This window comes from Pseudomonas sp. B21-051, assembly GCF_024748795.1.
Taxonomy (GTDB): Bacteria; Pseudomonadota; Gammaproteobacteria; order Pseudomonadales; family Pseudomonadaceae; genus Aquipseudomonas; species Aquipseudomonas putida_A.
On sequence record NZ_CP087166.1, the window covers coordinates 5,998,294 to 6,010,406 of the forward strand.

Below are 12,113 nucleotides of genomic sequence, written 5' to 3' on the forward strand. Positions count from 1 at the left end.
CCTGCCCCGCCCTTGCGCCATAGACTTTGCTCACCGAATCGATAACGAAAGGGCTGCGACATGACGAGTTTCTGGCTGTTTTTTCTGGCATTGGCGGTGGTCTTCCTGTTGCCCGGCCCGGACATGATTCTGTTGCTGCAAACCGGTGCCCGCCAGGGTCGCGGTGCGGCGCTGGCAACCGCCGTTGGCCTGGCGATAGCCCGAGGCTGTCACGTGGCATTGGCGGCATTGGGTCTGGCGGCGCTGTTCAAGGCGGCGCCGTGGACGTTTGATCTGGTGCGCCTGGCCGGTGCGGCGTACCTGCTGTGGATCGGCATTCAATGCTTGCGCAGCAGCTTGCTGCCGAACCTGCATACGGCTGCCGTGACTGACACCCAGGGACAATGGAGCGAGGCTATTCGCCGTGGCCTGCTGACCAATCTGCTCAACCCCAAGGCCTTGCTGTTCTGCTCGGTTTTGTTGCCACAATTCATCGTCAATGACGGCGCAGCGGTGCTGACCCAATTTGCCACCCTCGGCGGGTTGCTGGTGGGCATCGGGCTGCTGTTCGACAGTGCCTATGCCCTGACCGGCGCGGCGCTGGGCCGTTGGCTGCAACACAGTCCAACCGCCCAACGCGTTCAGCAATGGCTGTTCGGCAGCCTGTTGATCGGCTTCGCCGTACGCCTGACGTTTATCCAGCAGGCTTAGGGTTTGCGGGTCGTGCGCCGACGACTGAACAACACCAGCACGCCAGCACTGATCAACAGCAAGACACCGACCACCGGCCACTTGTACGGACGCAACGAATTGCGCACAGCGTCGGTCACCTGGGTCACGTAACGCTTGTCGGCGTTTTCGAAATCCGGGTAAGGACATTGATTGCCAAAGTCCACCGCCCACGGCACGTACGCGCCTTCATTGACGTAACGCCGATACAGCCCGCTCTGCTCTTCCAGGCTGCTGTTGAAACCCGCAGCGTTACATAGCACCGCTGCAAACGCCTGACTGGTGTGCGGCAAGTTATCAGCGGCCCGGCTGGCCAGCGCGGTGGCGACAAAACGGTAGTGATAACGCTCGTCCGGCTGCGCCTGGCTGGCCTTCTGGCGCTGGACTTCAGCCTCGGTCACCAGCGGCCCGACTTTCAACTCAGCGTTTTCCAGGCTGTAGCTACCGCCAAACGTGGCGTAGTCCGGCGCCATCTCGTAACCGAGAATGTCCATGCCCCATTCACGCGCAGTCCACGCCGCATTGTACAAGGCGCTGGCGCGTTTGCTCGGCCACCACGCAGCGTCAGCCTTCATGCGTTGCTCACCGTAGAGCCGGGCCTTGTGCTGCAGATCGGGATTGTCGAAATAGCCGACCGCTTCCTCGTAATGCCCCTCACGCAGCAAGCGACGGCCCAGCAGATTGCGCAGGCTGGCAGCGACCGGCAGCGGCACGTAGTTGTCGCGCTGCTGCTGGGTCAGCACCGGCGGCGCCGGCACGTTGTCATCGACATAACGCTTGAGCTCATCGACCGTCAGCACGCGCTCGGCCACCGTCGCCGCGTCGAACCAATAGATGCTGTTGCTGCGATACAGCTGCACGAACGCTTGCAGGTATTCGCCGCGTTGCAGCGCGAGAATCGCGCTTTCGCCCTCGACCCGGCATTTCGGCTGAACGGTTTCAAAGTCCCAGTCCGGAGTGCGTCGGTAACCCCAATCTTCGCTCTGCGGGAACGCCTGCGCGGCTTTGGCATAGGCGGCAGCTGCGGCGCTTTTATCGCCGTCACGCACTGCCAGTTTGGCCCGCAGCCACCACGCCAATCCGCCGTCGCCGGCGTTTTCAAGGAAGGCCTTGGCGCTGGCGTAATCACCCTGTTGATAGTTCATCGCCGCCAGTCGATCGGCGTTTTCCAGGCTGCCACGGGTGCTGTTCTGCAGCAGCTTGATCAGTTTCTTCTCATTCGGCGGTTGCTCGTCGAATGACCAGCCCATGCGGCTGATCAACGAAGCGGTGACCAGTTGCTGCACGGCCTTGCGTTCCAGCAGCTTCGCCAGTTGCGGCTCGGGCAGTTCGGCCAGCTCATTCATCAGTTGTTTCAGCGAGGTGTAACCCACGGCCGAACCGTGCAGGTTCTGCGCTTCGTACAGTTCGATGGCGCCGTTCCAGTCACCGGCGTTGCGCAGCACCCGCGCCTCTTCACCGAGGCTGGCCACCCCCAGCTCCAGCGGGTCGCTGAAGCCATCGATGCTCAGTTGTCGAGCCTGACGGAAGGCTGCGCGTGCGTCCTCCAGCACTTCGATGACATCGCCCGCCTCGGCACTCATGGCAAACCAGGCACGCCCGAGGGAATACGCCGCCCAGGTACTGCGCAGCGGACGCTGATCGGCCGGCAGCGCCAGCACTTTGTTGAAATATTCGATCGCCAGCGGATGATCGCCGGTGGCAAACGCCACCGCGCCGGCCACGTACAAACGGATTTCCGCCGGCAGGCTGGCGCCCTGTGCCTCGACCTGACGCGCATCGCTCAGACCGCGCAGTTGCTTGACCAGCGCCTGTTGCTCGGCGCTCAGACCGACCTGCTCGGCTTTTTCGCGAAGCGCAGCAGGCTCGCTTGCGTCGCCGTACATATCGTCGGGATTGTGCGTCGCCGCCGTGACATTCTTCAGCCCGGCAATGGTTTTCCCGAGGCGGCTGATCTCGAAGTTGAAGTTGCCCTCCGGCAGCTCGGCCAGGGATTGCCCGCGATTGTCGAGCAGGCGCATCGGAAAGTCCGGACCGCAGGCCAACGCCGAACCCAGCGGCAGGCTGAGGCTCAGGCAGAGCAGATGGCGGGGCCAGTTACGGGTCAACATGCGAACCTCCTTGATCAATGAATGCACAGCGCGCCCAACCGATGGCGCGTTGTCCGCCCGCCGGCAGACGACCGTCGCGCAGGCGGGTGAAGGTAAGCAGATCCGCGCTCTGTTGCAATGAGTAACCGGCAAGCGCATCGGCGCCTTCGCAAGCGCTGGCCTTGACGGTGATGCGCGTGGGCCAGGCACTGTCGAGGTTACCGATATTGCGCAGGGCGATGTCCTGCAGACCATCGTGATCGCTGAACGTCAGACCGAGTTGGCTGCTCAACGCATCGCCACGGGCCACGGCGCGCAGCGTGCCCAGGCTCCAGGCGCGGCGATCATTGGGTAGCGGCAGGCGAAACCAGATCAACCCGGCCAGATGTTCCGGGCGATCCTCGCGCATGTCATTGGCCAGTCGGCTCAGTTGTTGCGGATCGGCGAGCAATTCGCGCCGCTGGCCGCCGCGCTCGAGTGGCACTTCACTTTCCACCACCGGGGCGCCATCGGCATCCGGCAGCAGCGCCACGCCGTAGGCCGGCAGCGCCAGATAAAACGCTTTGTCGGTCACCTGACCCCAGGCCTTGGCCCAGCGCCGCGCCTGCTCGGGGTCGAACAGACCACGACGCGGATCGCTGACCGCGTGCACCTGCAGCACACTGCTGTCGACGCTGGCCAGCAGCGCCGGCAGTTGCGGACTGTCGAGCCAGGCCGGCAACGCAGTGATGCTCAGCGGCAGGCTGGCCGGCAACGCGCCACGCAGGTTCACAAGGAAATCGGTATAGGCCGGCAGGCGCGCATTACCGGCGTCATGATCGATCTCGACCCCGCTCACGGTCAGCCCCTGCGCTTGCCAGTCAGCCAGCATCCGAAGGATCTGTGCGCTCACCTGCTGCTGATCGAGCGCCTTGAGCTGACCGTCAAGGCGAATCACCGCGATTACCAGTCGGCCATCGTGCTTGAGCAACGGCGCATCGATTTGCGCCCGATGCCAGCCGTCATTGGGGAATGCCTGCAAGGCCAGCACGCGCAAGGTCGAAAAGTCGCTGCGGCTGTCCTTCAGCGCGAGCTCATGGGCGGACGTCCATTGGCGTTGCCAGACGTAGAGTTGCTGATCGAGTGGCGCTGCGTCCTGTCGTTCACAAGCACAGAGCAACAACACCGCCAGCATGGCCGACAACCCGACGATAACGCGCATACCTTGCAGATCCCTGAGACATCAGGCTGCAAGGTTACACAAAAGCACTCAAGGCTTGCGGGCAATGATCACCTGACTCTTCGCCACCACCGCATCCAGCGCCTGCTTGATCTGCGCACCACGGGGCGAATCGAGCACCGCTTGCCAGGTGTTGGCCCAATGCTCGAGCAACGGGTGATCCGGGTTGCTGAAATCGACCTTGGCTTCCCAGAACAGCAGCATCCACATCGACCAGTAAAAACCGTACTGGCTGTGGCTGATGAGCTCCAGCCCGGCGTCGCTGACCATCGTCTTGAACTGCTCTTCACTGATGATGCGAATGTGGTTGGGCTTCTGGAAATACTCCGGCGCCGCAATGTCCTTCTGCAAATCTTCAGAGCTTGGGTGCGGCACGCTCAGCAGATACAACGCACCGGACTGGCCGACCCGCACCAGCTCGGCGAGGAACTGCGCCGGGTCGTCGACGTGCTCGATGACTTCGGTGGACACCACGCGGGTGGCGGTGCCGTCGGCAATCGGCAACGGATTACAGTCGGTGACGTGGCACTCGACGCTGCGCGCCGGGGTATCGCTCAGGCGCTGGCGAGTAGCCTCAACCTTGGCGCCGTCGATGTCGGCAATGATGATCTTTGCCCCGCGCATGCCGCAGAAATGCACGTTGCCGCCGTCACCACAGCCAACATCGAGCAAGGTGTCATCGGCGGTCACCGGGAAGCCCTTGAACAGCTCGCCGGTCTCCTGGTTGAACCAGCCGCTGAGCTTGGCATCGTAGAGGCCGAGCATGTACGGATCGACCTTGTCCGCTGCCGGGGCGACGGGTTGCGCGGGGGCCGGTGCAGGCGTCGCCGCCGTGAGTTTTTTCAAGAGGCTCAGCATGAGGTGGCTCCGGGGGTTGAAACGGCGGTTCGGGACGTATCGAGGCGCCGCACCAGAGCAGCACCGCGATTACGCATCGGCATTTCGATGAAGCGGTAGTTCAGCTCGCTGAGCAGCACGATCAGGCCGAAGGCGATCAGCAAGGTGAGAATCGGGTGCCCGGCCGGGCTCGGCAGACCGGCAGCCTGCAAACGGAAGATCAGCTCCCGCACCAGCAGGTAGGCCGGGATATGAATCAGGTAAATGCCGTAGGAACGACTGCCGATCCACGCCATCAACCGTTGCAGGTGGCCTGCCGGCAGCAGGTAATCGCGGTTGTACGAGGCGATCCACACCAGCAGCGCGCCGAGCACGGCAATCGAGCCGATGCGATAAGGCGCGAAAGTGAAACGGTCGGTGGCCATGAAACTCATCAGCAGCGCCACGCCGATCAACACCGACACGCCGGCCCACGGCCGCCGCAGAAACGTCGGCTGCCAGCGCTGGTAAGAAGGTTGCGCACTCCACAACGCCAGCAGCACGCCGAGCGCCAGCGCATCGGTGCGCACCACCATCAGCAATGGCGTGCGCAGGGTGAACAGTTGCACCGCGACCAGCGCCAGCAGGGCCCAGACCAGATGCTTGCGGCACAGCACAATCAGCAGCGGAAACAGCAGGTAAAACTGCTCCTCCAGCGCCAGGCTCCAGTAGACGAAACTGCTGCCGTATTCGTAATGAAAGAAGCTGTCGGCAAAACGGAAATTGGCGTACTGCAACACCCCCGCCAGCGTCGCCTGCAGGTTGGCGTGCACGCTGCCAAAGGCGCCGGAGCGGTTGAGAAACACGCACGCGAGGAGGATCAGCGCCAGCCACAGCCAGGCCGACGGTAACAGGCGAAACACCCGGCGTAGCCAGAAATTGCGCGTCTGCTGCCAGTACTCCTGACGGGTTGTGCAGCCTTGCAGCGCGGGGATCAGGCTGCGCGCGATGACAAAGCCGGAAATCGCGAAAAACAGATCGACGCCCCACCACGGTTGCGCCCAGGCGTGGATGTTTTCCAGCAGCGGCACCGTGTCGGTGAACAGACTGCCCTGCAAGTGATGGAACAACACCCCAAGCACCGCAATGGCACGCAGCACCTCGATGTCCATGATCCGCCTGGCGCTCATGGCTGACTCCGGGCTTCGCCAGCCAGTGGTTTGCGGGCGATGATCACCTGGCTCTTGGGCATGAAGCGGTCAAGCATCTGCTTGATCGCCAAACCGTCGGGCTGCGCCAGCAGGTCTTGCCAGGTGCGCGCCCAGCTCTCCATCAGCGGCGGGTACGGCGCCTGAATCCGGTCGCGTACCGCGCCACCGAGGTCACGGCCGGCAGCGCGCTCGCTGGCCCAGAAAAAGATCATGCCCATCACCCAGAAGAAACCGCTGGCCTGTCGATGCTCGATCACCAGCCCGGCGTTCTCCACCAGTTCGGCAAAGCGCTGCTCGGTGAAAATCTGCACATGATTGGGCGTCTGGTAATAACTGGCCGGGGCAATGCCCTGTTGCAGGTGCTCGCCTACCGGTGCCGGAACACTCAGCAGGTACTGCGCGCCCGGGCGGCCCATGCGCACCAGTTCGGCCATGAACGGTTCGGGCTGGTCGATGTGCTCCAGCACTTCCATGCACACCACTTTGCTCGCGCAACCGGCGGCCAGCGGCAAAGGCAGGCTATTGCTGACCAGCCCCAGATTCGGCTTGGTGCTCTGCGCCTCAACCTGCCGGGCCAGATCGCGGACCTTGGCATGTTCGCTGTCGGTGAAGATTACCGAGGCGCCCTGTCGCACCGCGAACAGCGTCGCCACGCCCTCGCCACAACCGACGTCGAGCAAGGTGTCGTCAGCCGTGATCGCGAAGCCCTTGAGCAACTCGCCGCTGCCTTGCAAAAACCAGCCGTCGAGAATCGCGTCATGCAACCCCACGTCCCGTGGCGAAACCCGGCCGGGCGGCTCAGGTGCGACAGGCAAGGGTGCCGGGCGCAAGCGTGCAAACAGGCGCCGAATCATGCGCTCGCGGCTTCCACGGACAACGCTTTGAGGGCTTGCGCGCGCTGGTCAAAAAATGTCCGCAGACGCTCTTCGGCACTGGCCTGACTGCAGAATTTCTGCAGGTTGTGCACGGCATGCCCGGACATCCGCGCATAACGTTCGACATCGTTTTTCGCCACCGCGTAGCTGTCGCGATACGCCGCGCACAGCGAGTCCCAATCGGTCATGTAGCGCAGGGTACGGTAGGCGGCGCGTGGGTCGTGGGGCCAGGCCGTCAGCTCCTCGGTGGAAGCGACGATGAATGCGTTGTCGCTGTCGACGTAGTCGGCCATCGCCGTGTTCAACGGGGCGATGGCCGGTTTGCCACAGGACATGAACTCCATCAGCGGCAGGCACTGCCCTTCGCCATAGGAACTGTTGACCACGTAGCTGGTGGCCTGCACCAGCGCCTCATAATCGGCGTCCGCCAGATACCCGTGGATCAGCACGATCCGGCACTGGTAGGACTGGTTCTTGTACAGGTGATGCAGCATGTCGCTCAGGGCGTTGGCGATGTCATGGTGCGTGAGCTTAAGCACCAGGGTCGCATCGGCGACCTCACGGAACGTGGTGCAGAAGGCACTGATCATGTCCTGCCAGTTCTTGCGCCCGTCGTACGGGTTGAACACCGAGGTGTAGACCACGCCGTCCAGTTGCAACTGGCAGTCCTGCGGCGGCCCGGCAAACGACAGCGGCGTGCCTTCGCACAACCCCGGCGGGCCGTACGCGCGTAGATCCACCGTACGGCTGTCGAGCAACAGGCCGCGCAACTTCAACTGCACCGCTTCAACCACCGGCTGCTTGCGCAACTGCGCACCGCGTGCGGCGAAGCGATCCCACACGGGAGCGGGAATCGCGCAGATCGGGTAATCCGCGCCCATCACCTCACACACCGCGTTCACCGTGAAACTCGAATGGGTTATCGCCATGCCGCAGGCTTTCAACACCACGCGCCAGTCGTGACGCGGCTCGCCCTGCCAGCTCTCGGTGGGGATGGTGCTGAACTCCCAGGCAAATACCGGGATGGTCGGGCAGGCGTAATGAATCGGTGTGCGATGCGGCGGTGAGAACGACAGAAACACGCACGCCTCGCCACGGCTCAGGCAATCGAAGTACAGGCGATCGACCAGCTCGTCCGGGTTACTCACTTCAATCACTTGCCCGAGGCGCTCCAGCACCGGGCGAAATTCCTTGAGGACAAAGTAGTAGCTGTATTCGGGCCGGCCGAGGTTCTGCTGGATGTTACTCTTGTTGGTTTCGGAATGAATGATGATCAGCATGATGCAGTCCCCGCCTCGGCGATCAGCTGCGGCGTTGCACTCGGCGTCAATTGAAGAAACTGCGCCAGACGCTGCTGCACCGGAGCAAAACTGCAGTACTCGCGCATGCGCTCATTGGCAGCATGAGCCATGGCCTGATAGGCCTGTGGATCGTTCTTGGCCATGGCGTAGCTGTCCTCGTAGGCCTTTTTCAACGAGCCCCAGTCCGGGCGATGGCGCAGAGTGCGGTAGAGGATCCGCACATCATCCGGCCAGATGGTCGGCTCACGGCTGGACTTGACGATGAAACCGACGCGCTCGTCGATGTAGTCGCGCATCGCCGTATGGTCCGGCGCAATCACCGGACGCGCGCAGGACATGAACTCCATCAGCGGCAGGCAAAGACCTTCGCAGCGCGACGCATTGACGTAGAAACTGGCCGCACCGTAAAGCCTGGCGAACTCTTCGTCCTCCAGATAGCCGTGCATGACCACCACCCGGCAGGCGAACGGTGACAACTGCGACAACAAGGTGATCAGGTGCACGTAATAGGTCGGCAGATCGTTCTGCGTCATCTTCAACACCAGCGTGGCATCTTCGACATCGCGCATGGCCCAGCAGAAAGCCGTGATCAGGTGATGCCAGTTCTTGCGCCCGTCTTCGGGGTTGAACACGCTCACATACACCACGCCGCTGACCTCGGCCTGGATCGTGGCGCTGGTGTCCGGCAGGCAGGCCTGTGGATGCTCGGCCACTGTCGGTGCGTCGACACTGACCGCTGGCGGCAACGGCTCAGGGGCTGGAGTACGCAACCGGAAGAGCTGGCGGCGCAGAGCGACCGGCAGCAAATCGCGAACGGCTTCGCGATACCACAGCAGTACGTTGTGCTTGAGCAGAAACAGCGGCCCGTGCTCGTTCGGCGTCGCGGTGGCCCGGTAACTTTCGCGCAGGTAGTGTTTGGTGATGAACGCACGTCGGCGCAAGGTCAGTGGCGGCAGTGGCGCGGATTCGGACGTCACCACCGCATCGGGCTGCGGCTCCTGCACATCGGCTGCGGGCGCAACCAGCCCATCGGCGGACAAGCCGAGCGTGCGACTATCGATAATGCAGCCCTTGATCTGCAACACCGCGCCCGGGTTCACCGCAGCAGGCGGGAACTGCCGGCGCACCCCGGCGAAGCCTTCCCACAAAGGTGTCGGCAACACCAGGACCGGAAAATCTTCGCCCATGGTCCGGCGAATGGCCTGTGCCGTGTGGCTGGACAAGGTGATCGCCCGACCGTGACGCGCGAGGATCTGGCTCCAGTCATGGTGAGCGTCTTCTTCGCGAGGGGCGACCGGGATCGAGTCGTACTCCCACGCAATCACGCAGACCACCGGGCATTGCAGGTCGGTCGGGGTTTTATGCGGCGGAGCGAACGAAAGGAAGAGACAATCCTGACCGGCCAGTTGCAACTGGCGGTACAACGGGTCGACTTCGGCCGCCGACGACACCACGTGCACTTGCCCAAGGCTTTCCAGCACAGGACGGTAGGCCTTGAGCACGAAGTAATAGCTGTATTCCGGACGCCCCAGGCTCTGGCTGATGGAGCGATCGTTGACGTCCGAGTAAAGAATGAAATTCATGGCATCCCACGGTGAAACCACCATCCCGGCAGTTTCACGCTATGACGGCCAAGCGCTGGAGCGAGTCGGGATCACCGCTGCTCGTCCTTCGTCATGGAGCTCGTCTTCGTTCTTGTTTTAGTGGCTGGTTTCACCCTGTTGCGCAACAACCCCGGCGAACCTGGGGAGATGGCGACGAGGGCCATTCTAAACACATCCGTCGCGAATCCGGGAACCGCCCGACGAGAATAAATCGGGCTACGCTGACGAGAACTGACCGGTCACGGTTTGCGCTGTTGAAATTGCTGCGCATTTGGCACAGATTGGTAACAAACAACTACAACAACGACTTCGCCTGCCGTCATGTCGGTCTTTTCATCCGGCCTGACAGACTTCTCCTCAAAGCCTGTGGGAAAGTGGCGAAAGTTAAAGACCAAGGGGTCGCTGTTTGAAAAAGCGTCTGTTCATCACGGGCCTCAGTGGATTCGTGGGACAACATCTCCAGTCGCGTCTGGCTCAGCCTGACTCGACATGGGAACTGCTGCCTGCCGCTGCACCCTACGATCTCACGGCACCTGCCAGCCTCGTCGACCTGTGGCCACAATTGCCCGACGCGGTGATTCATCTGGCCGGCCAGACCTTCGTTCCCGAAGCCTTCCGCGATCCGGCCCGCACGCTCGAAATCAATCTGCTTGGTACCCTCAATCTGTTACAGGCGCTCAAGGCGCGCGGATTTCAGGGGACTTTCCTGTATGTCAGCTCCGGCGACGTCTATGGTCAGGTTGCCGAAAGCGCCCTGCCCATCACTGAACTGCAACCGCCCTGCCCGCGCAATCCCTACGCCGTGAGCAAACTGTCGGCGGAGTTTCTCTGCCTGCAATGGGGCCTGAGTGAAGGCTGGCCGATGCTGGTGGCGCGGCCGTTCAACCATATCGGCAGCGGGCAGAAAGACAACTTTGTCATCGCCAGTGCTGCACGCCAGATCAACCGCATCAAACAGGGCCTGCAAGCCGCGCAACTGGAAGTCGGTGACATTGACGTCACGCGCGATTTCCTCGATGTCGGCGATGTGATCTCGGCGTATTTCGCTCTGCTGGAAAAGGGTACGCCGGGGCAGGTCTACAACATTTGCTCGGGCCGCGAGCAAAGCATCCGCAGTCTGATCGAACAGCTGGGCGACCTGGCCGAGGTCGACCTGCAACTGGTGCAGGATCCGGCGCGCATGCGCCGTGCGGATCAGCGCCGCGTTTGCGGCAGTCACGCAAGGCTCGCCCAAACCACGGGATGGACGCCGAAAATTACAACACAACAATCCCTGCGGGCGATCCTGTCCGACTGGGAGCAGCGAGTACGACAAGAATGAAAAGTGCACTGATCACAGGGATCACCGGCCAGGACGGCGCTTATCTGGCCAGACTGCTGCTCGACAAGGGCTACAAGGTTCACGGTCTGGTCGCACGGCGCAGCAGCGATTCGCGCTGGCGCTTGCGCGAGATGGGCGTCGAAGGCGACATCGTCTACCTGGACGGTGACATGGCCGATGCCTGCTCGGTGCAGCGCGCGGTGATCAAGTCGGCACCGGACGAAGTCTACAACCTGGCTGCGCAAAGCTTTGTCGCCGCGTCCTGGAATCAACCGGTAACCACCGGCATCGTCGATGGCCTGGGCGTGACCCACCTGCTCGAAGCGATCCGCCAGTTCAGCCCGCACACGCGTTTCTATCAGGCCTCGACCAGCGAAATGTTCGGCCTGATTCAGGCTGAACAGCAGGACGAGAACACCCCGTTCTATCCACGCAGCCCCTATGGCGTGGCCAAACTCTACGGCCACTGGATCACCGTCAACTACCGCGAAAGTTTCGACCTGCACGCCAGCAGCGGCATTCTGTTCAACCATGAATCCCCCCTGCGCGGCATCGAATTCGTCACCCGCAAGGTCACCGACGCCGCCGCCCGCATCAAACAGGGCAAGCAGCAGGAACTGGCCTTGGGCAACATCGACGCCAAACGCGACTGGGGCTTTGCCGGCGACTACGTCGAAGCCATGTGGTTGATGCTGCAACAGGACAAGCCTGACGATTTCGTGGTCGCCACTGGCGTCACAACCACCGTGCGCGAAATGTGCCGCATCGCCTTCGATCACGTAGGTCTGAACTACCGCGATTACGTGAAGATCGACCCGGCGTTCTTCCGCCCGGCCGAAGTCGAAGTGCTGCTCGGCAACCCGGCCAAGGCCCAGCGCGTGCTCGGCTGGAAACCCAAGACCGACCTCGACACCCTGATCCGCATGATGATGGATGCGGACATGAAACGCGTCGCCAAGGAGTAGGTC

Annotated in this window: 10 protein-coding genes; 3 read left to right on the forward strand and 7 right to left on the reverse strand. The window is 62.4% G+C overall.

Annotation, left to right across the window (positions count from 1 at the left end; all coding sequences use genetic code 11):
* Nucleotides 1-60: 60 nt before the first annotated feature.
* Nucleotides 61-690, forward strand: a complete 630-nt coding sequence (locus LOY52_RS27080; RefSeq protein WP_258677447.1) for a LysE family translocator — start codon at nucleotides 61-63, stop codon at nucleotides 688-690.
* Here LOY52_RS27080 and LOY52_RS27085 read toward each other — a convergent pair.
* From LOY52_RS27085 to LOY52_RS27115, 7 genes are read right to left on the reverse strand one after another with little or no spacing between them, the layout of a single operon-like run.
* Nucleotides 687-2,819, reverse strand: a complete 2,133-nt coding sequence (locus LOY52_RS27085; protein ID WP_258677449.1) for a hypothetical protein — start codon at nucleotides 2,817-2,819, stop codon at nucleotides 687-689. The two genes, LOY52_RS27080 and LOY52_RS27085, sit on opposite strands and share 4 nt — an antisense overlap.
* On the reverse strand, nucleotides 2,806-3,999 hold the full coding sequence (locus tag LOY52_RS27090; RefSeq protein WP_258677450.1) for a DUF3142 domain-containing protein: 1,194 nt from the start codon (nucleotides 3,997-3,999) through the stop codon (nucleotides 2,806-2,808). Before LOY52_RS27090 ends, LOY52_RS27085 begins: the two co-directional genes overlap by 14 nt.
* Nucleotides 4,000-4,047: 48 nt before the next feature.
* Entirely contained in the window at nucleotides 4,048-4,875 is an 828-nt protein-coding gene (locus tag LOY52_RS27095) for a class I SAM-dependent methyltransferase (RefSeq protein WP_202369261.1), read from the reverse strand.
* The gene (locus LOY52_RS27100; RefSeq protein ID WP_258677455.1) at nucleotides 4,869-6,023 is read right to left on the reverse strand and encodes an acyltransferase; all 1,155 of its coding nucleotides are present in this window, start codon (nucleotides 6,021-6,023) and stop codon (nucleotides 4,869-4,871) included. Before LOY52_RS27100 ends, LOY52_RS27095 begins: the two co-directional genes overlap by 7 nt.
* Nucleotides 6,020-6,898, reverse strand: coding sequence for a bifunctional 2-polyprenyl-6-hydroxyphenol methylase/3-demethylubiquinol 3-O-methyltransferase UbiG (locus LOY52_RS27105; protein ID WP_258677456.1), 879 nt, complete (start codon nucleotides 6,896-6,898; stop codon nucleotides 6,020-6,022). Before LOY52_RS27105 ends, LOY52_RS27100 begins: the two co-directional genes overlap by 4 nt.
* A complete protein-coding gene (locus LOY52_RS27110) occupies nucleotides 6,895-8,199 on the reverse strand; it encodes a glycosyltransferase (protein ID WP_258677458.1) in 1,305 nt (434 codons plus the stop codon). Before LOY52_RS27110 ends, LOY52_RS27105 begins: the two co-directional genes overlap by 4 nt.
* Nucleotides 8,193-9,803: a glycosyltransferase gene (locus LOY52_RS27115; RefSeq protein ID WP_258677460.1), complete on the reverse strand. Its 1,611-nt coding sequence runs from the start codon at nucleotides 9,801-9,803 to the stop codon at nucleotides 8,193-8,195. The genes LOY52_RS27110 and LOY52_RS27115 overlap by 7 nt, the downstream gene beginning before the upstream one ends.
* A 427-nt stretch (nucleotides 9,804-10,230) precedes the next feature.
* Between LOY52_RS27115 and LOY52_RS27120 the strand changes: the two genes are divergently transcribed.
* Nucleotides 10,231-11,145, forward strand: coding sequence for a GDP-mannose 4,6-dehydratase (locus LOY52_RS27120; protein ID WP_258677461.1), 915 nt, complete (start codon nucleotides 10,231-10,233; stop codon nucleotides 11,143-11,145).
* Nucleotides 11,142-12,110: a GDP-mannose 4,6-dehydratase gene (gmd, locus tag LOY52_RS27125; RefSeq protein WP_007960806.1), complete on the forward strand. Its 969-nt coding sequence runs from the start codon at nucleotides 11,142-11,144 to the stop codon at nucleotides 12,108-12,110. The genes LOY52_RS27120 and gmd overlap by 4 nt, the downstream gene beginning before the upstream one ends.
* Nucleotides 12,111-12,113: the final 3 nt, after the last annotated feature.

Coding starts and splice junctions, on each gene's coding strand:
- LOY52_RS27110 (WP_258677458.1), bottom strand. CDS start 8,199: ATGCTGATCATCATTCATTCCGAAACCAACAAGAGTAACATCCAGCAG.
- LOY52_RS27090 (WP_258677450.1), bottom strand. CDS start 3,999: ATGCGCGTTATCGTCGGGTTGTCGGCCATGCTGGCGGTGTTGTTGCTC.
- LOY52_RS27085 (WP_258677449.1), bottom strand. CDS start 2,819: ATGTTGACCCGTAACTGGCCCCGCCATCTGCTCTGCCTGAGCCTCAGC.
- LOY52_RS27115 (WP_258677460.1), bottom strand. CDS start 9,803: ATGAATTTCATTCTTTACTCGGACGTCAACGATCGCTCCATCAGCCAG.
- LOY52_RS27080 (WP_258677447.1), top strand. CDS start 61: ATGACGAGTTTCTGGCTGTTTTTTCTGGCATTGGCGGTGGTCTTCCTG.
- gmd (WP_007960806.1), top strand. CDS start 11,142: ATGAAAAGTGCACTGATCACAGGGATCACCGGCCAGGACGGCGCTTAT.
- LOY52_RS27105 (WP_258677456.1), bottom strand. CDS start 6,898: ATGATTCGGCGCCTGTTTGCACGCTTGCGCCCGGCACCCTTGCCTGTC.
- LOY52_RS27095 (WP_202369261.1), bottom strand. CDS start 4,875: ATGCTGAGCCTCTTGAAAAAACTCACGGCGGCGACGCCTGCACCGGCC.
- LOY52_RS27100 (WP_258677455.1), bottom strand. CDS start 6,023: ATGAGCGCCAGGCGGATCATGGACATCGAGGTGCTGCGTGCCATTGCG.